The sequence below is a fragment of the Streptomyces macrosporus genome, from assembly GCF_039533145.1.
In the GTDB taxonomy this organism is placed as follows: Bacteria; Actinomycetota; Actinomycetes; order Streptomycetales; family Streptomycetaceae; genus Streptomyces; species Streptomyces macrosporus.
The window spans coordinates 488,913-510,541 of sequence record NZ_BAAASZ010000020.1; the positions used below are offsets into that span (position 1 = coordinate 488,913).

At 74.3% G+C, this 21,629-nt stretch carries 24 protein-coding genes; 13 read left to right on the forward strand and 11 right to left on the reverse strand.

Annotated features, from left to right (window positions below):
* The first annotated feature begins 41 nt into the window (after positions 1-41).
* Positions 42-419, forward strand: a complete 378-nt coding sequence (locus tag ABD335_RS14170) for a hypothetical protein (protein ID WP_344322666.1) — start codon at positions 42-44, stop codon at positions 417-419.
* A 7-nt stretch (positions 420-426) separates the two neighbouring features.
* Here the strand turns inward: ABD335_RS14170 and ABD335_RS14175 are convergent, their stop codons facing one another.
* Complete coding sequence (locus ABD335_RS14175; RefSeq protein WP_344322667.1) at positions 427-1,002, reverse strand: hypothetical protein; 576 nt, start codon at positions 1,000-1,002, stop codon at positions 427-429.
* A 704-nt stretch (positions 1,003-1,706) separates the two neighbouring features.
* Between ABD335_RS14175 and ABD335_RS14180 the strand changes: the two genes are divergently transcribed.
* From ABD335_RS14180 to ABD335_RS14200, 5 genes are read left to right on the forward strand one after another with little or no spacing between them, the layout of a single operon-like run.
* Positions 1,707-3,194, forward strand: coding sequence for an ATP-binding protein (locus ABD335_RS14180; protein ID WP_344322668.1), 1,488 nt, complete (start codon positions 1,707-1,709; stop codon positions 3,192-3,194).
* A gap of 44 nt (positions 3,195-3,238) precedes the next feature.
* Entirely contained in the window at positions 3,239-3,625 is a 387-nt protein-coding gene (locus tag ABD335_RS14185; protein ID WP_344323044.1) for a roadblock/LC7 domain-containing protein, read from the forward strand.
* Positions 3,622-4,008 (forward strand): DUF742 domain-containing protein, encoded by a 387-nt coding sequence (locus ABD335_RS14190; protein WP_344322670.1) that lies wholly within the window; start codon positions 3,622-3,624, stop codon positions 4,006-4,008. The genes ABD335_RS14185 and ABD335_RS14190 overlap by 4 nt, the downstream gene beginning before the upstream one ends.
* A complete protein-coding gene (locus ABD335_RS14195) occupies positions 3,989-4,612 on the forward strand; it encodes a GTP-binding protein (RefSeq protein WP_344322671.1) in 624 nt (207 codons plus the stop codon). Before ABD335_RS14190 ends, ABD335_RS14195 begins: the two co-directional genes overlap by 20 nt.
* The gene (locus ABD335_RS14200) at positions 4,609-6,108 is read left to right on the forward strand and encodes a cytochrome P450 (protein ID WP_344322672.1); all 1,500 of its coding nucleotides are present in this window, start codon (positions 4,609-4,611) and stop codon (positions 6,106-6,108) included. The genes ABD335_RS14195 and ABD335_RS14200 overlap by 4 nt, the downstream gene beginning before the upstream one ends.
* An 83-nt stretch (positions 6,109-6,191) precedes the next feature.
* On the opposite strand, the gene ABD335_RS14205 is transcribed toward ABD335_RS14200, so the two are convergent.
* Positions 6,192-6,551: an arsenate reductase family protein gene (locus ABD335_RS14205; protein ID WP_344322673.1), complete on the reverse strand. Its 360-nt coding sequence runs from the start codon at positions 6,549-6,551 to the stop codon at positions 6,192-6,194.
* 380 nt (positions 6,552-6,931) lie between these two features.
* Between ABD335_RS14205 and ABD335_RS14210 the strand changes: the two genes are divergently transcribed.
* Positions 6,932-7,687: a polysaccharide deacetylase family protein gene (locus tag ABD335_RS14210; protein ID WP_344322674.1), complete on the forward strand. Its 756-nt coding sequence runs from the start codon at positions 6,932-6,934 to the stop codon at positions 7,685-7,687.
* A 73-nt stretch (positions 7,688-7,760) separates the two neighbouring features.
* Here the strand turns inward: ABD335_RS14210 and ABD335_RS14215 are convergent, their stop codons facing one another.
* Positions 7,761-9,131 (reverse strand): extracellular catalytic domain type 1 short-chain-length polyhydroxyalkanoate depolymerase, encoded by a 1,371-nt coding sequence (locus ABD335_RS14215; protein WP_344322676.1) that lies wholly within the window; start codon positions 9,129-9,131, stop codon positions 7,761-7,763.
* A 27-nt stretch (positions 9,132-9,158) separates the two neighbouring features.
* Here ABD335_RS14215 and ABD335_RS14220 point away from each other — a divergent pair, with 27 nt between their 5' ends.
* The gene (locus ABD335_RS14220; RefSeq protein WP_344322677.1) at positions 9,159-10,349 is read left to right on the forward strand and encodes a PucR family transcriptional regulator; all 1,191 of its coding nucleotides are present in this window, start codon (positions 9,159-9,161) and stop codon (positions 10,347-10,349) included.
* Between the two features lie 12 nt (positions 10,350-10,361).
* Here ABD335_RS14220 and ABD335_RS14225 read toward each other — a convergent pair whose 3' ends face one another.
* Positions 10,362-11,312: an alpha/beta hydrolase gene (locus ABD335_RS14225; protein WP_344322678.1), complete on the reverse strand. Its 951-nt coding sequence runs from the start codon at positions 11,310-11,312 to the stop codon at positions 10,362-10,364.
* Between the two features lie 390 nt (positions 11,313-11,702).
* Here ABD335_RS14225 and ABD335_RS14230 point away from each other — a divergent pair, with 390 nt between their 5' ends.
* On the forward strand, positions 11,703-12,482 hold the full coding sequence (locus ABD335_RS14230; protein WP_344322679.1) for a polysaccharide deacetylase family protein: 780 nt from the start codon (positions 11,703-11,705) through the stop codon (positions 12,480-12,482).
* Positions 12,483-12,532: 50 nt separating this feature from the next.
* Positions 12,533-13,882: an SGNH/GDSL hydrolase family protein gene (locus ABD335_RS14235; protein ID WP_344322680.1), complete on the forward strand. Its 1,350-nt coding sequence runs from the start codon at positions 12,533-12,535 to the stop codon at positions 13,880-13,882.
* A gap of 30 nt (positions 13,883-13,912) precedes the next feature.
* Here the strand turns inward: ABD335_RS14235 and ABD335_RS14240 are convergent, their stop codons facing one another.
* From ABD335_RS14240 to ectA, 4 genes are all read right to left on the reverse strand, one after another.
* Positions 13,913-14,518, reverse strand: a complete 606-nt coding sequence (locus ABD335_RS14240) for a class F sortase (RefSeq protein WP_344322682.1) — start codon at positions 14,516-14,518, stop codon at positions 13,913-13,915.
* A gap of 97 nt (positions 14,519-14,615) precedes the next feature.
* Positions 14,616-15,299: a DUF4142 domain-containing protein gene (locus ABD335_RS14245; RefSeq protein WP_344322683.1), complete on the reverse strand. Its 684-nt coding sequence runs from the start codon at positions 15,297-15,299 to the stop codon at positions 14,616-14,618.
* A 179-nt stretch (positions 15,300-15,478) separates the two neighbouring features.
* Complete coding sequence (ectB, locus tag ABD335_RS14250) at positions 15,479-16,744, reverse strand: diaminobutyrate--2-oxoglutarate transaminase (RefSeq protein ID WP_344322684.1); 1,266 nt, start codon at positions 16,742-16,744, stop codon at positions 15,479-15,481.
* Positions 16,745-16,805: 61 nt separating this feature from the next.
* On the reverse strand, positions 16,806-17,300 hold the full coding sequence (gene ectA / locus ABD335_RS14255) for a diaminobutyrate acetyltransferase (protein ID WP_344322686.1): 495 nt from the start codon (positions 17,298-17,300) through the stop codon (positions 16,806-16,808).
* 421 nt (positions 17,301-17,721) lie between these two features.
* Here ectA and ABD335_RS14260 point away from each other — a divergent pair, with 421 nt between their 5' ends.
* Both ABD335_RS14260 and ABD335_RS14265 read left to right on the forward strand, forming a co-directional pair.
* Entirely contained in the window at positions 17,722-17,979 is a 258-nt protein-coding gene (locus ABD335_RS14260; RefSeq protein WP_344322687.1) for a hypothetical protein, read from the forward strand.
* A 143-nt stretch (positions 17,980-18,122) separates the two neighbouring features.
* On the forward strand, positions 18,123-18,320 hold the full coding sequence (locus tag ABD335_RS14265) for a DUF4236 domain-containing protein (protein WP_344322688.1): 198 nt from the start codon (positions 18,123-18,125) through the stop codon (positions 18,318-18,320).
* A 40-nt stretch (positions 18,321-18,360) separates the two neighbouring features.
* On the opposite strand, the gene ABD335_RS14270 is transcribed toward ABD335_RS14265, so the two are convergent.
* The 3 genes from ABD335_RS14270 to glnA form a co-directional block, all read right to left on the reverse strand.
* Positions 18,361-18,849: a LysM peptidoglycan-binding domain-containing protein gene (locus ABD335_RS14270; RefSeq protein ID WP_344322690.1), complete on the reverse strand. Its 489-nt coding sequence runs from the start codon at positions 18,847-18,849 to the stop codon at positions 18,361-18,363.
* Positions 18,850-18,971: 122 nt separating this feature from the next.
* On the reverse strand, positions 18,972-19,262 hold the full coding sequence (locus ABD335_RS14275) for a DUF6011 domain-containing protein (protein WP_344322691.1): 291 nt from the start codon (positions 19,260-19,262) through the stop codon (positions 18,972-18,974).
* 166 nt (positions 19,263-19,428) lie between these two features.
* Complete coding sequence (glnA, locus tag ABD335_RS14280) at positions 19,429-20,838, reverse strand: type I glutamate--ammonia ligase (protein WP_344322692.1); 1,410 nt, start codon at positions 20,836-20,838, stop codon at positions 19,429-19,431.
* A gap of 238 nt (positions 20,839-21,076) precedes the next feature.
* On the opposite strand from glnA, the gene ABD335_RS14285 reads away from it, so the two are divergent.
* On the forward strand, positions 21,077-21,544 hold the full coding sequence (locus tag ABD335_RS14285) for an RDD family protein (RefSeq protein WP_344322693.1): 468 nt from the start codon (positions 21,077-21,079) through the stop codon (positions 21,542-21,544).
* Positions 21,545-21,629: the final 85 nt, after the last annotated feature.

The window sequence follows — 21,629 nt, forward strand, 5'->3', positions numbered from 1 at the left end:
CCGGCCGCCGCCGCGTCCGGCCGTTCCGGGAGGATGGCCGGATGATGCCTTTCGTCCCCGCGCGCCCGGTGGTGATCGTCGAGGCCGTCCGTGTCGCCGACGCGCGCGACGCCCTCTCCTGGCGGACGGTGCCGGGGGAGGGGATCGCGCTGTGGACCGGCGAGGAGGCCGCCGACGTCCTGGCCCTCGTCGCCGCGTTGCCGCACGGCGAGCCGGCGCGCTGCTTCAGCCCCGGCTACGGCGTCCGCCTCCACACGGACGACGAGGTCGTCCGCGAGATCGCGTTCTGCTTCGCCTGCAACCGGGCACGGGTCGTCGACCCCGGCGGGCGGGGGAGGTCGATCGCCTTCGACGGGGAGAGCGCCCCGGCACGGGAGTTGCTGCGCCGTTTCCGCGCGGCCGATCCCCACGTGACCTGACGGACCGTCACTCCCGGCCCAGACTCACCCCGCACCCCGCGCACAGCGTGTGGGTCCAGTAGCCGTCGCTCCAGCGTTCGGTGGTGGTCGGTCCGGCGCACACGCGGCACACCGGGCGGCCGTGGGCCCCGCCCGGTCCCGTTCCGCCCGGTCCCGTCCCGTCCGGCGGTGGGCCGTGCAGCACGCGGCGGACCACCACGGGCAGCGGCTCGGTGGGATGACGGCCGGGGTCGGGGCAGTGGGCGATGTTGTGCCAACCCCGCCGCCACGCCCGCCACGCGTCGTCGGCCGGCGGCTGCCGCCGGCCCGCGTGCTTCTCGCGCGTCCGCAGCTCGGCGTACGCGGTGACGGAGGCCAGCCAGACCAGCCGGGCCTGGTGCAGCTCCTCCATGGCCCGCACCAGCGAGTCGGGGTCCCGCTCGGGGCGCCGGGGGATGCCGGCGCTCTGGCACAGGTGGTGGAAGGTGGCCCGGAACCCGTAGGGCGCGAAGTGCGTCAGGCACGAGCGCAGGTCGACCAGCCGGTGCCGCGGCGGCCGTGTCGCGTCGTGCACACGGGCCCGGTGCGTGCCGAAACTGCTCATCTCCCTCGCCCCCCTCGGTCCCCTCTCCTGGAGAGGTCCCATGGAGAGGATGACGGCACCTTGCCCCATCCGGACCCGCGACGTGGGAAATTCCCCGCACTTTCCGCGACTTTCCCGGGGCTTTCCCACGCCCTCCCCGCGGACCTCCCCCGGACCTCTCCCCGGGCCTCTCCCTGGACCTCCCCGGACCTCCCCGTGGCGCTCCGGGAAGCGGGGCGCCACCCGACCGAGCGACGGAACACGTGTCCGGCTTTGGCCATTGATTTCCGGAGCGTGCACCCGCCCAAAGCGGCACGAACGCGCAGCACCCGCCGTTATCGGCCGCCCGTACGTCCCTCGCGCAACCGCATATTCGGATCGGGTTTGTCAAGTCTCCGCCGCGGCCCGCCGGATCCCCCTATGCTCCCTGTCACGCAGCGAGTCGTCGCCGTCACGGCTTGTCGTCGTCGCGCGCGGCGCCTTGGCGCCCACATGCCCCGAGGCGGGGCGGCCGGGGGGAGCCGGCGAGTCCGGACGCCCTCCTTCCAGGACAGGCGTATGCCAGGGGTCTGCGCCACCGGCACGGTCCCCGACGCACGGCCTCCCTTCCCGCCCCGCCGTCCGCACCAACGGCACCACCGTCCCTGCCCGTTCGACGTCCACCCGACGTCCGCCCGACGAATCCACCCTTCGCCCACCGCCCACCCCGACGCCCGAGGATGCCCATGGAGCCTGCCGGCTCGTTGACGGGAGGTCGACGCCCCGCCCCCGGGAGCGTGTGGCTCGTCCCCCCTGTACTGGTCACCGCCTGCGCGGTCGCAGCCCTGTTCACCGTCACCGACGAGGCCCGGTCCGCGGTCGCCTGGTGCGGGGCCGCGGCGGTGCTCGCGGTCGCCGTGGCCGCCTACGAGGCGGTGCGCCGCGGACGCGCGACAGCCGTCCTCGAACAGCGCGCCGAGCGCCACCTGGCGGACCTCGAACGGTACTGCCGCGAGGTCATGCCCCCCATCGTCGCGGCCGTCCAGCGCGGCGAGGCACCCGCCGACGTGGTGCCCGCCGCCCTGCACCCGGCCGACTCCGACCCCCGACTGGTCGCCGCCCACCGGGACCTGACCCGCGTGGTGGTGCAGGCGGTCCAGGACCGCGAGTACCAGCGCGACTCCGCCCGCCGCGCGATCGTCAACATCGCCTGCCGCATCCAGGCCGAGATCCACCGCCTCCAGGCCGACCTGCGCAGGATGCAGTTCAAGCACCCCGGCCCGGAGATCCTGGGCGACCTGATGCACCTGGAGCACGGCGTCAACGTCGCCGGCCGCGTCGCCACCAGCCTCGCCGTCCTCGGCGGCGGCAGCCCGGCCCGCCAGTGGCAGAAGCCGGTCTCGCTCTACGACGTGCTGCGCGCCGGCAGCGCGCCCATCGCCGAGTACCTGCGCATCGAACTCCACCGCATCGCCGAGGTCGCGGTGCTCGGCCCGGCCGTCGAGCCGCTGAGCCTGGTCTTCAGCGAGCTGATGGACAACGCCACCCGCTACTCCCCGCCGAGCACCAAGGTGATCGTCAACACCGAGGAGGTGGCCTCCGGCGTCGAGGTCTCCATCGAGGACAAGGGCGTCGGCCTCACCGAGGAGACCCGCGAGCACGCCGAGTTCCTGCTCACCCAGGCGGTCGACGGCCTGGACCTGGAGGACCTCGGCGAGACGGCCCGCATGGGCCTGCGCGTCGCGGGCATCATGGCCAACCGCCTCAACCTGCGGATCTCCCTGCGCCCCTCCACCTGCGACGGCGTCCGCGCCGTCGTCTTCGTCCCGCACGACCTGCTCACCGCACTGCCCATGGACGGCTACCCCCGGGTCGGCGGCCGTCCCCCCGGCCTCGTGACCCGGCGGCCGGAGCCGATCGGCCCGCGCCCGGACGCGGAGGAGGAGGCGGTCGTCGTCGAGCGGAACGCCAACGGGCTGCCCCAGCGCCGCCGTCGACGCGCCCCCCGGCCGGCGGGCGAGCCGACGGGCGCCACGCCGAGCACCTCCGCCGCGCGGCGGGCGGACGGCCGCCCGCCTCTGGAGATCCACCCCGACACGGGGCTGTGGATGGGCGCCTTCTTCGCCAAGCCCGACGGGAACGACGCGGGCGCCGGCGGGAACGGCACGGCCCCCCAGACGCCCCCCATCCCCCGGACATCCCCGGCGACCGGCAACGAGTCGCGGAACCAGTAGTGGAATCAGGTGAGTAGCACGTGACGCAGCAGCGGCTCAAGAACATGGACTGGTTGCTCAAGGACCTGGCCGTCACCGTCCCCTACACCCGGCACATCGTGCTGCTGTCCGCCGACGGGCTGTGCATGGCCCAGTTCGGCACCGACAAGGACACCGCCGACCGGCTGGCCGCCGCGTCCTCCGGGCTCAAGAGCCTGGCGCAGTCGGTGGCCGCGGAGTTCCCGCACGGCGAGGGCGGCGTGCGCATGGTCGTCCTGGAGGTCGACGGCGGCTTCTTCTACCTGATGGCCGCCGCCGCCAACTCCTACCTGGCGGTGACCGCCGACGAGGGCGTGGACGCCGGACTGATGAGCCAGCGCATGAGGGACCTGGTGATCCGCATCGGCGACCACCTCGCCAGTCCGCCCCGCGCCCCCGAGCAGGCACTGTGAGCAGGGGCGACCGGAAGAGGGAACGGGACGACTGGGAGGAGGGCACCCCCGTTCCCCTGTACATCGTCACCGGCGGGCGCACCGAGGCCGAGGACGCACAGGTGCTGGACCTGGTCACCCTGATCGTGGCCCGGGCCGAACCGAAACCCGGCATGCGCCCCGAGCACGTCTCCATCCTGCGCATGTGCGCCAACCCGCTCTCCGTGGCCGAGGTCTCGGCGTATCTGGACCTGCCGTTCAGCGCCGTCCACGTGCTGCTCGCGGACCTGATCGCCGACTCCCTGGTGGAGGCGCGGCAGACCCGCACGGCACACGCCACGGCCGCCGTGGAACCCGACGTCGAGATCCTGAAAGCGCTGATCGATGGATTACAACGACTCTGAACCGCTCCTCGGGCCGCGGCGCGAGGACCTGCTGCCGACCTCGACCGAGAGGTCGGTCAAGGTGGTGGTGGTCGGGGGCTTCGGCGTCGGCAAGACGACCATGGTGCGCTCCGTCAGCGAGATCCGCCCCCTGACCACCGAGGAGACGATGACCCAGGCCGGCGTCGGCGTGGACGACCTCTCCGGCGTGGAGCGCAAGACCGAGACGACCGTGGCCATGGACTTCGGCCGGATCACGCTCAACGACCAGCTCGTCCTCTACCTGTTCGGCACCCCCGGCCAGCAGCGCTTCTGGTTCCTGTGGAACGGCGTGATCGCGGGCGCGCTCGGCGCGGTGGTGCTGGTGGACACCCGGCGCCTGGAGGACAGCTTCCCGGCCATGGACCGCCTCGAACAGGGCGGCGTCCCCTTCGTCGTCGCCGTCAACAACTTCCCCGGCGCCCCGGTGCATCCGGCGTCCGAGCTGCGGTCGGCGCTCGACCTGCCCGAGCACGTCCCCCTGGTCGACTGCGACGCCCGCCGGCTCGACTCCAGCCGCGACGTCCTGCTGACGCTGATGCACCACCTCTACGACTCAGCCACCGCCCCTTCGGAGGCACTGTGACCACGCCATTCCCCCGCTCCTCGGACAACGGGGCGGGCGCCGGCCTCCCCACCGGCGCCGCGACGCCCCCGCCGGGCTGCCCCGCCCACGTCCCCGCCCACGTCTCCTCCCGCGCGCCCGATCCGGACCGGGGCCCCGGCGGCGTCGTCCGGCTGTACGGGCCCGCCGCCTCGGCCGACCCCATGGGCCTCTACGAGCGGCTGCGCGCCGAATACGGCGCCATCGCCCCCGTCCTGCTGGAGGGCGACGTCCCCGCCTGGCTCGTCCTGGGCTACGACGAGATCCTCCAGATCGCCCGCAACCCGCGCCGCTTCGCCCGCGACACCCGGCACTGGCGCGACCTGCGGGAGGGGCGGATCCCCGAGGACTCCCCGCTGATGCCGGTGCTGGCCTGGCGTCCCGACTGCATCTCCCAGGACGGCCGCGAGCACAAGCGGCTGCGCGGCGCGGTCAAGGACAGCCTGGAGAACTTCGACCGCCGCGCCATCCGCCGCCACGTCCACCGGCGCTCCCACCAGCTCGTCGACGAGTTCGCGGGCGCCGGGCGGGCCGAACTGGTCGGCCAGTTCGCCGAGTTGCTGCCCATGATGGTGCTGACCGACCTCTTCGGACTCCCCGACGACGAGGGGGCCCGGCTGGTGGAGGTCAGCCGGCAGCTCGTCAAGGGCACCGAGAAGGCCCTGGAGGCCGACCGCCACATCCACGAGATCCTGGGCCGGCTGGTGGCGGAGAAGCACCGCGCGCCCGGTCCCGACCTGGCGTCCTGGCTGATCGCGCACGAGGCGCACCTCGACGACGAGGAGGTCCGCCAGCACCTGCGGCTCGTCCTGGTCCTGGCCAACGAGACCACCACCAACCTGATGGTCAACACGCTGCGGATGGTCCTGACCGACCCGCGGTTCCGCGGCACCCTCAACGGCGGTCAGATGACGCTCCCGGCCGCCGTCGAGCAGATCCTGTGGGACGAGCCGCCGCTGACGGTCGTCCCCGGGCGGTTCCCCACCCACGACATGGAGATCGCCGGGCGCGAGGTCCGCAAGGGCGACCTGCTGCTGCTCTGCGTGGCCGCCGGGAACGTCGACCCGGCCATCGGACGCGCGGCCGGCGAGGACATGCACGGCAACCGCTCGCACCTGTCGTTCAACAGCGGGCCGCACGAGTGCCCGGGACAGGACATCGGACGGGCCATCACCGGCTCCGGCATCGACACCCTGATCGCCAGGCTGCCGGACCTCCGACTGGCCATCCCCGAGAACGAGTTGAGCTGGACCTCCTCCAGCTGGTCCCGCCACCTGGACGCGCTGCCGGTGCGGTTCACGCCCCGCCACGCCCGCAACCCCTTCTCGCACCCGGCCGGCGCCGCGGCGTCCGCCCCGGCCGAGGGACGTCCGCCCGCTCCCGTCCCCGCGCAGGCGGCGGACGCGTCCACGCGGGCCGCGGCGCCCCGGCGCGGGCGCGTCCGGTGGTGGGACTTCCTGCGGCCCCGACGAGGCTGAGCCCGGCCGGCCGCCGTGACGGAGGCGGCCGGCCGGACGGATCCCGGAGGCCCTCGGACGGACCTCGCGGGGGCGTGGGGGCGTCAGCGGGAGAGCGCGTCGCGCACGGCGTCCTCGGAGCGCGCCACGACCGCCGAGCCGTCGTCGGCGGTGATGATCGGCCGCTGGATCAGTCGCGGGTGCCGCGCCAGCGCCTCGATCCACCGGTCCCGCTCGGCGGGCTCCCTCGGCCACGCCTTCAGTCCCAGCTCCTTGGCCTCGGCCTCCTGCGTCCGCGTGATGTCCCACGGTTCCAGGCCGAGCCGCTCCAGCACCTCCCGCAGCTCCTGTTCGCTCGGCGGGTCCTCCAGGTAGCGGCGGACGGTGTACTCGGCGCCCTCGGCGTCCAGCAGTTTCACCGCGCTGCGGCACTTCGAGCAGGCCGGGTTGATCCAGATCTCCATGAGGCCACCGTAGCCGCGGCGCGCCCGTCCGCGCGGCAGAGCCGGCCGGGGCCCTCGACGGTCACCGGCCGGTGCCGCGGGAACGTGCCGAAGGCGTCAGACGACTGGCGGAGGGACGGCCTCCGGGACCCGACAACCGCTCGCTCTTCCCGCCGCCGACGGCCGACGACAGACCGCGATTACCCCTCCGACCAGCGGAAACCCCCGACGGGAGGCCCACGGCCGGTGCTTGACGCCGGCGCGGGCCCTCTCTACTGTCTCCCCGCTCGACCGGAAAGGTTCCGAAAACTTTCACCCCCCATCGGTGCGGGCCGGGTCGGCGCGCTCCGGGACGAGGAGCGCCGGCCCGGCCACGCACCGGAGAGGAACCGGAGTTGACCATGACCTCGAGGACCACCGACAGAACCCCCCGGAGCCGCTCGCGCTCCTCCCGGCGCCCCGGCCGGCTGCGCCGGCTGCGCCGCCTGACGACGTCCGTGCTGCTCTCCGCCGGACTGTGCCTGGGCACCCTGACCGCGGCGGGATCGGCCCAGGCCGTCGACGGCACCGTCGTCACCTCCACCCAGAGCGGCGGCCGGACCGTCTCGTTCACCTTCGACGACGGCCCGGACCCCACCCACACCCCGCGGATGCTGGAGGTGCTCCGCAAGCACGGCGTCAAGGCGACCTTCTGTCTGTGGGGCGACCACGTCAGGCAGTACCCCCACCTGGTGCGCTCGATCGTCGCCGACGGCCACCGGCTGTGCAACCACACCATGTCCCACCAGGACCTGGGCGGTTGGTCCCAGCAGCAGATCCGCCAGAACCTGGAGCAGACCAACGCCGTGATCCGTCAGGCCGCGCCGGGCGCGCAGATCACCTACTTCCGCGCCCCCTACGGCAGTTGGGGACAGTCCCCGCAGGTGGCGGCGTCGCTGGGCATGCAGCCGCTGGGCTGGCGGCTGGCGATCAACGACTGGGAGCCCCCGGGCACGAGCGAGCTGGTCCGCCGGATCGTGCAGGGCGTCACGCCCGGAGCCGTCGTCCTGATGCACGACGGGGGCGGCGACCGCAGCCAGACGGTCTCGGCCGTCGACCAGGCCATCCCGCAGCTCAAGTCCCAGGGCTACACGTTCGACCAGCCGGCCGTCCGCTGACCCCCGCACCGCACGGTCCGGCCCCGGCGGGGAGCACCCCGCCGGGGCCGGACCCTCGAACCGGAGGCGGCCGTCAGGCGGTGGAGCAGGCGGCTCCGTTCAGGGTGAAGGAGGCGGGCTTCCCGGTGTTGCCGGTGTGGCTCGCCTGGAAGCCGATCCGGACGCTCGCTCCGGCGGCCAGCGTGGAGTTGTACGAGACGGCCCGGGCGGTCACGGCACCACTGGCGGGGCTGTAGGTCGCGCCCCAGCCGGAGGTGATGGTCTGCCCGGCGGGCAGGGTGAACGCCAGCGACCAGTCGGAGACGGGCGCGCTGCCGGTGTTGGTGATGGTGACGGTCGCGGTCAGGCCGGTGTTCCAGGCACTGGTGGTGTAGTCGACCAGGCAGGCCCCCGGCGTCGGCTCGGGGTCCGGGTCGCCGGGGTCGTCCGGCGGCGTGCCGGTGCCGTCCAGGCCGAAGAAGGCGATGGCCCGGGCCGCCATGCCGCCGGCGGGCAGCGAGTGTCCGCCTCCCTGGATGCTGATGGCCTCCACCGGGGCCCGGTCGCCGGTGCCGCCGTAGCGGGTGCGGGTCCAGGTGGACTGCGGACGGTCGGTGTACGCCGGTGTCCGGCTCACCCCGTGGACGTCGGTCCACTGCTCGATCTGCTCGGTGAAGTTCGGGTAGCGCAGGATGTCGTCGTTGGTGCCGTGCCAGATCTGGATGCGCGGCCGGGGGCCGCCGTAGCCGGGGTACGCGGCGCGCACCAGGTTGCCCCACTCCTGCGGCGTCCTGTTCAGGGTGCCGTTGGCGCAGGCGCTGTTCCAGCTCGAACCGTCGGTGGTGGCGAAGCAGGAGTGCGGCACGCCCGCGAAGGCCGCGCCCGCCGTGAACACGTCCGGGTAGTTGCCCAGCAGGACGTTGGTCATCATGGCGCCCGAGGAGGCTCCGGTGACGAAGATCCGCTCCGGGTCGGCGCCGTAGCGCTGCTGCACGTGGCTCACCATCGAGCGGATGCCCACCGGGTCGCTGCCCCCGTCGCGCCGCAGCGCCTGCGGGGAGGAGACGTCGAAGCAGTTGCCGCTCCGGGTCGCGGACGGGTAGATCACGATGAATCCGTACCGGTCGGCCAGCGAGGCGAACTCGGTGCCGGAGTGGAAGGCCGGGCCGGAGCCGGTGCAGTAGTGCACCGCCACCAGGACGGCCGGCCGCTGCCGGACGCTGTCGGGCACGTACAGGTGCATCCGCAGGTTGCTCGGGTTGCTGCCGAAGTTCGTCACCTCCGTCAGCGTGGCCGCCGAGGCCGGCGGCGCGGCGACCGTCAGGAGGAACGCCGGGAGGAACGCCGGGAGAAACGCTGCCAGCAGGGGCAGGACGCCCCCCAGGAGCGCCGCCAGGCGTGCTCCCGCTCGTCTCCTTCCCTCGGCTTCCTCGGCGTGCGCCGGGTGCGCGGATCTGTCGGTCATGTCGCCGTCCTTCCTAGACTGCGGGGTGTGAAGGGACTGCTGCTGCGGCTGTCGGAGCTGGACGCGGACGCGGCCACCGCCGTGCGGGTGATCGCCCACTTCGAGGCGCTGCTCGGCGGCGGCCTCGACCCGGTCACCCTGGCCCGGTCCACCGCCGGGCTCGCCGGATGCCCGGCCGGTCTCGAACTCCCCGACGGCCGCACCGCGCGGTTCGGCCCGGGCGGGGCCGCCCTTCCGGGCGCGCCCGGACACGTCTCCGGCCGGGTGGAGCTGGAGCCGGCCGGGCGGGTCTGGCTGGAGCGGCCCGGCGCGCCGGGCCCCTTCGACGAACTGGTCCTGGAGTGGATGGCCATCGCCGCCCGGGTGCTGGCCGGCCGGCCCCGGCCGACCCGTCCGCCCCGGGCCGCCGACCCGGCGCTGGTCGAGCTGGTGCTCTCCGGGCGCGAGGACGCCCCCGACCGTGCCCGCGCGCTGCGGCTGCTGGGCCTGGCCCCCGAGACGCCGCTGCGGGTGGTCGCGGTGGCCGGCGGCCGGGGGACGGACGTGGGCGTGGAGGCGGTGGCCCTGCTCGGACGCGGCGCGCTGCCGGGCGCCGTGCGGGTCGCGCGGGTCGGCTCCCTGGGCGCGGTGCTGGTGCAGCGCCCGGACGGCCCGCGGGGCGGCACCGCCTCGCCGGCCGCGGAACTGCGGGCGGCCGTCCGCGCCCGGGCCCGCGACCGCGGCACGGGACACGGCACGGGACACGGCACGGGCCGTGGGCCCGCGCCCGGCGTACGGGTCGGGATCGGCGGCGCCGCGGACCCCCTCGACGCGCGGACCTCCTGGGAACAGGCCCGCGCCGCCCTGCGGTTCGCGACGCCCGGTGCCCCGGAGGAGGCGGTCGCCGACCACGACGAACTCGGCCCCGTCGCGCTGCTGGCGGACATCCCCGTGGAGCGGCTGCGCGACCAGGCGGACGTGCGGCGGCTGGCGGAACTGGCCGACGGCGAGCGGTGCGGGCAGGGCACCGACCCGCTGGCCGCCCTGGCGGCGTTCTGCCGCACGGGCTCGCTGCGCCAGGCCGCCGCCGAACTCCACCTCCACCACAGCTCGGTGGCCGCGCGGCTGGCGCACGTCGAGCGGGAGCTGGGGTGGCGCCTGCGCGACCCGCGAGACCGGTTCCGCGCCCAACTGGCGCTGTACGGGCTGCGGTTGGCCGGTAACGCCGACGGCGACTGAGCGTTCACCGCCTCACCGCCCCAGCGCTCCGCGCAGCACCGCGACGGCCTCGGCGGTCGCGCGCCGTACGACGGCGGCGTGCTCCACCGCCCACGCGCCGTGGAAGGCGCCGGGGATCAGGTGCAGTTCGACGGACACACCCGCGGCCAGCAGGGCGCGGGCGTAGTCGATGCCCTCGTCCCGCAGCGGATCGAGCTCCATCACCGAGATGTACGCGGGCGGCAGCCCCGACAGTTCGATCACCTCGGCGCGGGCCGGGGCCGCGTACGGGGAGACCCCGGGGGTGCCCCGCACCCCGTGCCCCAGGTAGGCGTCCCAACTCAGCCGGGCGTTGCGCCGGTTCCACACGGGGGTGTCGACGAACCGCCGCGCGCTGGGGGTCTCCAGCCGGTCGTCGAGCGCCGGGCTGCACAGGTGCTGGAAGCGGATCGGGGGCCCGCCCCGGTCGCGGGCGAGCAGGGCCAGCCCGGCCGCCAGACCGGCCCCGGCGCTGTCGCCCCACAGGGCGATCCGGTCGGGCAGGACGTCCAGCTCGGCGGCGTTCTCCGCCAGCCAACACAGTCCGGCGTAGCAGTCCTCCAGGGGCGCGGGGAAGGGGTGCTCGGGCGCCAGGCGGTAGTCGACCGAGGCCACCAGCGCCGTCAGGTCCCGGCACAGCGTCAGGTTCCAGTCGTGGTCGACGTCCGGGGAGCCCACCACGAAGCCGCCGCCGTGGATGCCGTAGACGACCGGCAGCGGACCCCGCGCCCCCCGCGGCCGGTAGAGCCGCAGCGGAACCTCGGGCGCGCCGTCCGGGCCGGGCGCGCGGACCTCGGTGACGTCCACCCCCGTGGCGTCCGCCGCCGCGACCCGCGCGGCGAGCTGCTCCGCCTGCGCGGCCCGCGCCTCGTCGACGTCGGCGATGTCGACCTCGGGCATCATCGGGAGCGCCGCGGCCAGTTCGGGGTCGAACCGATGGCGCATGCCCGTCCTCCGGTCGTGGTCGTCGGTGTACGGCGTGGCGAGGTGTGCGGCGACGCCGTGGCGAGACGCGTGCTGAGACGGTGGCATCGGGAGTCCTCCCAGGTCATCAGACGGGTGTCGGGATAACGGCGATCTCGGCCCGACAGCCGCGCGGTCTTCGTGGCACTTCCTGTCGCGCTCGGCCCCGAAAGAGGGCCGAAACCCGCCCCGACCTGCGAAGAAGCGTCCGCGGGACGGGATGGGGACGCTCTTGACGGCGCCCCGGTGGCTCTCTATGGTCTCCCCGCTCGACCGGAAGGTTTCCGAAAGATTTCGGCCCGAGTCGTACGGACGCGTGCGCGCACTCACCGGTGGAGCGCCGGCCCGACAGCGCACCGGAAGGGACCAGCGTTGACCGAGACCACCAGCACCACCGGACGGACCACCCGGACCGGGACGCGCTCCCGGCGCCCGCGCCGCCTCGCGACGCCCCTGCTGCTCACCACCGGACTGTGCCTGGGCGCCCTGACCGTGGCGGGACCGGCCCGGGCGGGCCAGACCCAGGAGCGGGGGCACGGGAAGGGGAAGGCCACGGCCGCCGTCGTCGACTCCACCCGGCACGGCGGCCGGACCCTCGCGCTCACCTTCGACGACGGACCCGACCCCACCGACACCCCGCGCCTGTTGAGGGTGCTGCGCGAACACCGCGTCAAGGCGGTCTTCTGCCTGTGGGGCGACCACGTCGAGCGGCACCCCGAACTCGTGCGCGCCATCGTCAGGGGCGGCCACACCCTGTGCAACCACTCCCTGCACCACGACGACATGGGCACCTGGACCGAGGAGCGGATCCGCGCAGACCTGGAGCGCGCCGGCGCCGAGATCCACCGGGCCGCGCCGGGCGTTCCGATCCCCTACTTCCGCGCCCCCTACGGAAGTTGGGGCAAGACCCCCGAGGTGGCGGCGTCGCTGGGCATGCAGCCGCTGGGCTGGCGGCTGGCCGTCGGCGACTGGGAGCCCCCGGGCACCGACGAGCTGGTCCGCCGCGTCGTCGAGGGCGTCACGCCCGGAGCCGTCGTCCTGCTGCACGACGGGGGCGGCGACCGCAGCCAGACCGTCGAGGCCGTCGACCGGATCATCCCGCGCCTGCGCGCCGAGGGGTGGCGCTTCGACCGGCCCGCCCGCCACGGCTGACGCCACCCCGACGCCCCCGACGCCCACTCCGACGTCCGAGGAGACCCGACGTGAGACCGAACACCGCACGCCCCGCCACCGCACACCGCGCCGGGCGCGCCCGGAACTGGGCCGTGGCCCTGCTCACCGGAGCCCTGCTCCTGCTGACGGCCCACTCCACCCCGGCCGTGTCCACCGCGCGGCCGGCGCCGGAGAGGGACGCCGGCCGCGCCTGGGTCGGCACCTGGGCCACCACGCCCACGGCCGTCCCGGCCTCGGACACCACCGTCTTCGAGGACCAGACCCTCCGTCAGACCGTCCACACCAGCATCGGCGGGGACCGGGTCCGCATCCGGCTGTCGAACGAGTTCGGCGACCGGCCCCTGGTCGTCGGCGAGGCCCGGATCGCCCGCCGGGCCGACGACGGATCGACCACCCGCGTCGACCCGCGCACCGACCGCGCCCTCACCTTCGGCGGCCGCACCTCCGTCACCATCCCCGCCGGCGCCCCCGCGCTCAGCGACCCGGTCTCCCTGAAGGTGCCCGCGGGCTCCGACCTGGTGGTCAGCGTCCACCTGCCCGAACGGACCCCGGGCTCGACGGTCCACGCGTTCGCCTTCCAGCACAACCACGTCGCCTCCGGCAACGTCACCGCCGAGACGGACATCGAGCCGACCGGCACCTTCGACCGCTGGTACTTCCTGACCGGCGTGAGCGTGAGCACCTCCCGCACGGCCGGCGCCTCGGCCGTCGTCGCCCTCGGCGACTCCATCACCGACGGCTCCGACACCGACGCGAACGCGAACCACCGCTGGCCCGACCTCCTCGCCCAGCGCCTGCGCTCCGCCCACGGCCCGCACGCGCAGGGCGTGCTCAACCAGGGCGTCAGCGGCAACCGCCTGCTGCACGACCCCAACCCGCCGGCCGGCTCCGCCGCCGAGGCGTACGCGGCGTACTTCGGGCAGAGCGCGCTGCGCCGCTTCGACCGGGACGTGGCGGCCCAGCCCGGCGTCGAGCACGTCGTCGTCCTGCTGGGCGTGAACGACCTCGGCCACCCGGCCGCCGGCACCGCCCCGGCGTCCGAGAAGGTCACCGCGCGGGACGTGATCAACGCCCACCGCCAACTCATCGCCCGCGCCCACGAGCGCGGACTGAAGATCCACGGCGGCACGATCCTGCCGTTCGAGGGCGACACCCTCGGCTTCCACAGCCCCGAGAACGAGGCCGCGCGCCAGGCCGTCAACCGTTGGATCCGCACCGGCGGCGAGTACGACGGGGTGATCGACTTCGACAGGGCGCTGCGCGACCCCGCCGATCCGCGGCGGCTGAACCCCCGCTACGACAGCGGCGACCACCTGCACCCCAACGACGCCGGGGCCGAGGCGATGGCGAACGCCGTCCCCCTGCACCTCCTGCGCTGACCGGCCCCACCACGCGGCGCCCCGGCACGCCTACCGGACCGGACGGCCGTGCCGGGGCGCCTCCGCGCGGGGCGCGGCCGTGACGGGGACGCCGTACAGCACGAGGTTCTCCTCGTACCCGCCGGTCTCCGGCCGCCAGCGGCCCGTGCAGGTGACCAGCGCCAGCCTGGCGGTGCCCTCGGCGCCGAACAGGTCGCGGGGCAGCGCCTCCTTGCGGTGGACGCGGCGCGCGGTGATCACGTAGCGGTGTCGCCCGCCGTCCGCCGTGGCGACCTCGGCGTGCGCGCCGACGGGCACCGCGCGCAGGGCGGCGAAGACCCCGGGGCCTCCGTCCCGGACGTCGACGTGCCCGGCCAGCAGCACGGTGCCCCGCCCCGATCCGGGCGTGCCCCCGAGCGCCCACCAGCCCAGCCGGTGGGGCGACTCGGGAAGGCGCAGGGCGCCGTCGGCGTCGACGGCCACGGCCTCGACCGGCGCGGTGAACCGGCCGGGGACGGTGAGGGCGACCGGCGGCGCCGCCGGGGCCGCGGGCGAGGAGGACGGCACCGGCGCCGCGCGGCCGGGGCCGGGCACGGTCCCGGCGTTCTCCACGGACGGTGCGGGGGCGCCCAGCGACAGGGCACCCGCGACGGCCACCGCCAGGCCCGCGAGGACGACCGCCGACCCCGGGCCGGCCGACGCCGGCCCGGGGCCGTACCACCGTCGCGGACGGCCGCGCACGGCGAGGGGGCGGTCAGCGGCCGGCCGCGGCACGGCGGACGCGGACGACCCACACGGCGCCGGACGCGGCGAGGAGGAACCCACCGCCCAGGGCGACCGCTCCGGCGCTCCGGGGCAGGCCCGGCGCCTCGGCCGCCCGGCCTCCGCTGCCGGCGGGGACGGACGCGGGCCCGGCGGAGGCGCGACAGGTGCCGCCGCGCACCATCTCCAGGTGCATGGCGACGACCGGCCGGGCGGCCCGGGCGGCCGCCTTGACCTCGGGGTTCTGCCCGGCCCTGATCTCCTGGTCGATCAGCGCCAGGGTCTTCTCGTGGGAGGCGGCCTGCACCCGCAGCCAGGCCCTGTCGTACGCGGCCGTGCCGGCCCGGGCGCGGACGTCCGCCAGTTGCCGTTGCTGCTCGGGGGTGGGGGCGGTCGGCAGGGCGACGCCGAACTTCTCCGCCAGGGCCTTGCCCTGCGCGTCCAGGCGCGTGTGGTCACGGATCAAGGTGGCGCCCACGTTCCTCACGCAGGCGGTCTCGGCGTTCTCCCGAGCGTCTCGACCGGCGGCGATCTCCGCGAGATTGCCCTGGTGGGCGGCTTTCAGGAAGGTGCTGTCCTGCTCGCCGACCTGTTCGACGGCGACGGCCGGGGCGACGGACGCGCCGACCAGGGTCAGAGCGGCCACGGTGGTGGAGGTCCAGTGCCTTGTACGCATGTCCAGGCTCCGTTCGTCGTCGGCCGGGTGGGACCACCCGTGGCCGACTTCCGGCGGGTGCCGCACGGCACCCGTGGGATCGATGGGATGTCGATGAGGTGTCGAGGGGGGTCGAGGGGCGCCGACGGGACGCGGAGGCGCCCCGCCGTGGGACCGGGCCGCCGCGGGGCCGGGGCCCGTCAGGCGGTCTCGGCGACGGCACGGCCCAGGACGAGCAGCCCCTCGTCCAGCTCGTCCGGAGTCGTGGTCAGCGGCGGGAGCAGCTTGACCACCTCGCTCTCCGGGCCGGAGGTCTCGACCAGCAGGCCGAGTTCGAAGGCCCGGACGCACGCCCGGGAGGCGTGCCCCGTGTCGGGAAGGCGCAGCCCCCACACCAGGCCGCGGCCCCGGTACGCGGCGAGCGGGCCGTACTCGGCGACGATCTCGCTCAGCGCGGCCTCGATCCGCTCGCCGCGGGCCAGGGTCTGCTTCTCCGTCCCGCTGTCCGCCCAGTAGGTGTCCAGGGCCGCGGTGGCGGTGACGAAGGCCGGGTTGTTGCCGCGGAAGGTGCCGTTGTGCTCGCCCGGCTCCCACACGTCCAACTCGGGCCGGAGCAGCACCAGCGCCATGGGCAGGCCGTAGCCGCTGATGGACTTCGACAGGGTGACGATGTCCGGGATGATCCCGGCCTCCTCGAAGGAGAAGAAGGGGCCGGTGCGACCGCAGCCCATCTGGACGTCGTCGACGATCAGCAGCATGTCCCAGCGCCGGCACAGGTCGGCCAGGCCGCGCAACCACTCGGGTCGGGCCACGTTGACGCCGCCCTCGCCCTGGATCGTCTCGACGATCACCGCGGCCGGCCGGTTCAGCCCGGACCCCCGGTCCCCCAGCAGCCGCTCGAACCAGAGGAAGTCCGGGACCCTGCCGTCGAGGTAGTTGTCGAAGGGCATGGGCACGCTGTGCACCAGCGGGATGCCGGCGCCCGCCCGCTTGAAGGCGTTGCCGGTGACCGCCAGGGCGCCCAGCGACATGCCGTGGAAGGCGTTGGTGAACGACACCACCGTCTCCCGCCCCGTGACCTTGCGGGCCAGCTTCAGCGCCGCCTCGACGGCGTTGGCGCCGGTGGGGCCGGGGAACATCACCTTGTGGTCCAGCCCGCGCGGCTCCAGGATCAGGTCCCGGAACGTCTCCAGGAAGGCCCGCTTGGCGGTGGTGGACATGTCCAGACCGTGGGTGACGCCGTCCCGTTCCAGGTAGTCCAGCAGGGCGCGCTTGAGGACCTTGTTGTTGTGCCCGTAGTTGAGGGCGCCGGCCCCGGCGAAGAAGTCCAGCCAGGCGCGGCCGTCCTCGTCGTACATGCGGCTGCCCTGCGCCCGGTCGAAGACGGCGGGCCAGCCGCGGCAGTAGCTGCGCACCTCCGACTCCAGGACCTCGAAGACGGACGTCTCGGTTGCGGTGGTGGTCATGACGTGTCCTCCTCGGTGAGTCCCTCCCGGACGGGTGGATCGCTCACGGCCGTGGAGCGGGTCAGGGAAGCGGACCGATCCGGTACAGCACCTCCGGTTCGTGGGCGTCGGGGAAGAGCCCGCCGTCGAACAGCACCTCGCGCCTGAGCGCGGCGCCGTGCCGTCGGGCGAAGACGGTGAACAGCCGGTCGGACGCGGTGTTCGCCGGCGTGACGGTGGTCTCCAGGTGCCGCACCCCCCGGGGCCGCAGCCGGGCGGCCAGGTGGTCCAGCATGGCCCCGGCCAGGCCCCGCCCGCGCTGCCGCTCCTCCACGGCGATCTGCCAGACGACGAGCGTGCCGGGCCGTTCGGGACGGACGTAGCCGGTGACGAAGCCGACCGGCTCGCCGTCGTCGCCGCGCGCCACCACGGAGGTGGCGGCGAAGTCCCGGAACCACAGCAGGTAGCTGTAGGAGGAGTTCAGGTCGAGCGTCCGGGAGTCGCGGGCGATGCGCCAGACGGCGGCGCCGTCCTCGACTCCGGGGGGTTCCAAGAGGGGTTCTGTCTGCGTGGCCACGGATCACCTCCGCCGCGCTCGGCGCCCGGGACCCGGTTGTTCGCGCCGGGTCCGCCGGACGGTTTCCCGGACGCGGGGACCGTGGAAGGAATCCCCCGCGCCGTCGGACGCCCGTATGCGTGCGACGGGCCGAGAGACCGGCCGTACGGGCGGGTGCGTGCGCTCTCCGCACGCCTGTGCAGTTCTTCGAAAGAAGGTACGTCCGCCCTCCGGGGGCAGCCACCGGAGGGACGCCCCGCGCCGGCCGCGCGGACCGGAAAAGGCCGGAAAACGCTTTCTCCCCGGGGCCTCGGCGCCTCCGACGGGTTCACCCGGACGGCGGATGCCAGGAGCGGCGGAGGTCCGGCCCGGCGGTGGCGTTCACGGCGCCCGCGGGGGTACCCGACGGGACCGTCCCCGTACCGGGAAGGGAGGAGCCCTCATGTCCGACCAGCACGCGAAGCCCTCCGACACCCCCGACCGGCCGGAGAACGGCGACGACCGGCGGGACCGGGAGCGGACGCCGACGAGGCCGCTGGAGGACGACCCGGCGGTGGAGCGGGCGTTCCTGGACGACACCACCGCCACCCCCCTCGTCACCGAGGACGAGAGCGACCGCGGACCCCTGGCACCGAGCTTCCGGGAACCGGACGAGCCGGCCGACCGGGACGACCGGGACGACCGGGACTCCTCGGACTGACCCCGCCCGCGCGCGGCCCGCCCGAACGCCACCGGGACGGCGCCGAGTTCGCCGGCCGCGGAGGCGGGAACACGGAACGCGTACACCTGTTCCCCCCGCTGTTCCCACCGGCGAGCGGGAAGGCAACCGAGAAGGAGGGCCGCATGGCCGTCACGTTCCGCAAGAGCTTCCGCATCCTGCCCGGCGTCCGGCTGAACATCGGCCGCCGCTCGTGGTCGGTCACCCTGGGCGGCGGCAGGGGCCCGCGCCACACCGTCAGCTCCACCGGCCGCCGCACCACCTCCATGGACCTGCCCGGCCCCTTCGGCTACCGGCGCACCAGGAGCCGTCGGCGGAGGTGAGGGGACGGCGGACGGCCCGGCGGCCCTCGGCCCCACGGACTCAGGGGCCGAGGGGGACGCGCAGCACCTGTCCGGGGACGAGCAGGTCGGGGTCGTCGAGCTGCGGATTGGCCCGCACGAGCCACTCGTACAGCCCGGCGTTGCCGTAGTGGATCCGGGCGACGGTCGACAGGGTCTCGCCCCGGGCGACCGTGTGCTCCCGGTAGCCGGTGTAGCCCGGCACGATCCGCGGCCCGTAGATCACGGGCACGCTCGCCACGCCGATCTCGCTGCCGTCCCCGGGGCTGATCTCGAAGACCTGGACGACGAGCCGGTCCAGCCGGAACGTCACGCCGCCGAGGTCCACCCGGACCTGGAACTGGGCGTGGCGACCGGTTCCGCCTCCCACGTCGAAGGCCCCGCCGACCTCGTGGTGGCCCTCCCCGACGCGGTACCGCAGGTCGGCCTCGAACCCGGCGCCGACGCCGGCCACCAGCAGCGGATCGCCGACGAGGTCGAAGGCGCGCGGCTGGTCGATGCGGTTGGTCACGGAAACCTCCCGGGTGGGCGCGGGCACGACACCTCCTCACCCTGGGAGGCCGGGGAGCGACGGTCAAACGCACCACCCCGAAGCGGGTGAAAACCCACCGGCAAACCCACCGGCACGGCCCGTCACGCCCGCCGCGGGGCGTCCCCTCCGCCGGCGGAGCGCTCCGGGGACGCCGTGCCCCCGCAATCCGCCGTGTCCCCGGGCTCCAGGCCGGGCAGCGTCTCCTGCGCCACGTCCCAGCCCGCCGTCCGCGGCGCGGACCGCACCGCCAACTTCTCCCGGCACTCGGGCCCGAGCCCCCACAGCCTGGCCTGCCGGTCCCGCAGCGGCCTGCCGCACATCCGGCACAGGACGGGCGGCCGCCCCTCCGGCGGAGGCTCGGGGGCGTCGGGAAGGGGCGCGGGCTCGGACACGCCCACCAGGATGCCGGCCCCCCGGCATCCCGAACGCGCGAGGGCCGCCGACCCCACGCCGTGTGACGCGCGGCCGACGGCCCGTGCCGCCGCCGCGGGAGTCCCCCGAGGCCCCCGCGGCGGCGGATCGGCGGAGGCACCGGGGGAGCGGCGTCTCCGGGACCGATCAGATGTCGAAGTAGAGCTCGAACTCGTGCGGGTGCGGACGGAGCTGGATCGGGGCGATCTCGTTGGTCCGCTTGTAGTCGATCCAGGTCTCGATCAGGTCCGCGGTGAAGACGCCGCCCGCCTGCAGGTACTCGTTGTCCTCCTCCAGGGCGTCGAGGACGGCGTCGAGGGAGGTCGGGACCTGCGGGACGTTGGCGTGCTCCTCCGGAGCCAGCTCGTAGAGGTCCTTGTCGATCGGCTCGGCCGGCTCGATCTTGTTCTTGATGCCGTCCAGGCCGGCCAGCAGCAGCGCCGAGAACGCCAGGTACGGGTTGGAGGACGGGTCCGGGGCGCGGAACTCGACGCGCTTGGCCTTCGGGTTCGAGCCGGTGATCGGGATGCGCATCGCGGCGGAGCGGTTGCGCTGCGAGTACACCAGGTTGACCGGGGCCTCGAAGCCGGGGACCAGGCGGTGGTAGGAGTTCACCGTCGGGTTGGTGAAGGCCAGCAGCGACGGGGCGTGCTTGAGGATGCCGCCGATGTAGTAGCGGGCGGTGTCCGACAGGCCCGCGTAGCCCTGCTCGTCGTAGAAGAGCGGCTCGCCGCCCTGCCACAGCGACTGGTGGACGTGCATGCCCGAGCCGTTGTCGCCGAAGATCGGCTTCGGCATGAAGGTCGCGGTCTTGCCGTTGCGCCAGGCGACGTTCTTGATGATGTACTTGAACAGCATCAGGTCGTCGGCGGCGGCCAGCAGCGTGTTGAACTTGTAGTTGATCTCCGCCTGGCCGGCGGTGCCGACCTCGTGGTGCTGGCGCTCGACCTGCAGGCCGGCCTTCTCCAGCTCCAGGGACATCTCGGCGCGCAGGTCGGCGAAGTGGTCGACCGGCGGGGCCGGGAAGTAGCCGCCCTTGTAGCGGACCTTGTAGCCGCGGTTGTCCTCCAGCGCGCCGGTGTTCCAGGCGCCGGCCTCGGAGTCGATGTGGTAGAAGGACTGGTTCGCGCTGGTCTCGAAGCGGACGCTGTCGAAGACGTAGAACTCGGCCTCGGGTCCGAAGTACGCGGTGTCCGCGATGCCGCTGGAGGTGAGGTACGCCTCCGCCTTCTTGGCCACGTTGCGCGGGTCACGGCTGTACTGCTCGCCGGTGATCGGGTCGTGGATGAAGAAGTTGATGTTGAGCGTCTTGTCCCGGCGGAACGGGTCCAGGCGGGCGGTGGACAGGTCCGGCAGCAGCGCCATGTCGGATTCGTGGATCGCCTGGAAGCCGCGGATCGAGGATCCGTCGAAGGCCTGCATCTCGGACGGGTCGAACGAGGAGGCCGGGATCGTGAAGTGCTGCATGACGCCCGGCAGGTCGCAGAAGCGGACGTCGATGAACTTGACGTCGTTGTCCGAGATGTACTTCTTTGCCTCGTCGGCGTTCTGGAACATCCAAGTCCTCCTAGTCCCGCCGCGAGGGGACGGGGGTGGCAGCTCGAGTGGCAGTCCAGTGCGGTGTCCTGCTGGGCTCGACGATAGGTTTGCGGGATTTCTCGGCCATGACCCGTTCGTTTCGGCGATGTTAACCAGACGGACGTGCGAGCGGACGCGCCGACGGGATCGGGCGCGTCCGCGCGCTCCGCGTCAACCCCGTCGGGTACCCGGGAAGGGAGCGCGTTACCGTGGTCGGGTGGACAACAGGCAAGCAATCGGATCGTGGCTCTCCGGCCCCCGAGCGGCGGCCGAGCAGATGGGCGCGGACTTCGGTTACCGCGGCGAGCGGCTGGGCCTGCCCGAAGAGGGGCCGGGATCGATCGCCCCGCCCGGGCGGAGGATCGTCGCGATCTGCGTCGACTGGGGCCTGTGCCTCCTGATCGCATACGGTCTGCTCACGGGCGGCGACTTCCGCGCGGCCGGCAACTGGGCCCTGCTGGTCTTCGTGGTGCTCGGCATCCTCACCGTCGGCACGGTCGGCTCCACCCCCGGCAAGCGGCTGATGGGCCTGCGCGTGATCTCGGTGAACGGGGGCCGGCTCACGCTGCCCCGCGCGATCCTCCGCACGGTCCTGCTGGCGCTCGCCGTCCCGGCCCTCGTCTGGGACCGCGACTCCCGCGGCCTGCACGACCGGCTCTCCGGCGCCGTCCAGGTGAGGATCTGACCGGAAACCCACCCGGCACCCACCCCCGACACGGCACCACGCGAACACGGCGAACACGGCGGCGGCCCGGAACCTCGGTTCCGGG

Excerpts from the sequence above, each read along its gene's own strand:
- ABD335_RS14170 (WP_344322666.1), top strand. The coding sequence starts at position 42 with ATGATGCCTTTCGTCCCCGCGCGCCCGGTGGTGATCGTCGAGGCCGTC.
- ABD335_RS14175 (WP_344322667.1), bottom strand. The coding sequence starts at position 1,002 with ATGAGCAGTTTCGGCACGCACCGGGCCCGTGTGCACGACGCGACACGG.
- ABD335_RS14180 (WP_344322668.1), top strand. The coding sequence starts at position 1,707 with ATGGAGCCTGCCGGCTCGTTGACGGGAGGTCGACGCCCCGCCCCCGGG.
- ABD335_RS14185 (WP_344323044.1), top strand. The coding sequence starts at position 3,239 with ATGGACTGGTTGCTCAAGGACCTGGCCGTCACCGTCCCCTACACCCGG.
- ABD335_RS14195 (WP_344322671.1), top strand. The coding sequence starts at position 3,989 with ATGGATTACAACGACTCTGAACCGCTCCTCGGGCCGCGGCGCGAGGAC.
- ABD335_RS14205 (WP_344322673.1), bottom strand. The coding sequence starts at position 6,551 with ATGGAGATCTGGATCAACCCGGCCTGCTCGAAGTGCCGCAGCGCGGTG.
- ABD335_RS14210 (WP_344322674.1), top strand. The coding sequence starts at position 6,932 with ATGACCTCGAGGACCACCGACAGAACCCCCCGGAGCCGCTCGCGCTCC.
- ABD335_RS14215 (WP_344322676.1), bottom strand. The coding sequence starts at position 9,131 with ATGACCGACAGATCCGCGCACCCGGCGCACGCCGAGGAAGCCGAGGGA.
- ABD335_RS14225 (WP_344322678.1), bottom strand. The coding sequence starts at position 11,312 with ATGCGCCATCGGTTCGACCCCGAACTGGCCGCGGCGCTCCCGATGATG.
- ABD335_RS14245 (WP_344322683.1), bottom strand. The coding sequence starts at position 15,299 with ATGCGTACAAGGCACTGGACCTCCACCACCGTGGCCGCTCTGACCCTG.
- ectB (WP_344322684.1), bottom strand. The coding sequence starts at position 16,744 with ATGACCACCACCGCAACCGAGACGTCCGTCTTCGAGGTCCTGGAGTCG.
- ABD335_RS14260 (WP_344322687.1), top strand. The coding sequence starts at position 17,722 with ATGTCCGACCAGCACGCGAAGCCCTCCGACACCCCCGACCGGCCGGAG.
- ABD335_RS14265 (WP_344322688.1), top strand. The coding sequence starts at position 18,123 with ATGGCCGTCACGTTCCGCAAGAGCTTCCGCATCCTGCCCGGCGTCCGG.
- glnA (WP_344322692.1), bottom strand. The coding sequence starts at position 20,838 with ATGTTCCAGAACGCCGACGAGGCAAAGAAGTACATCTCGGACAACGAC.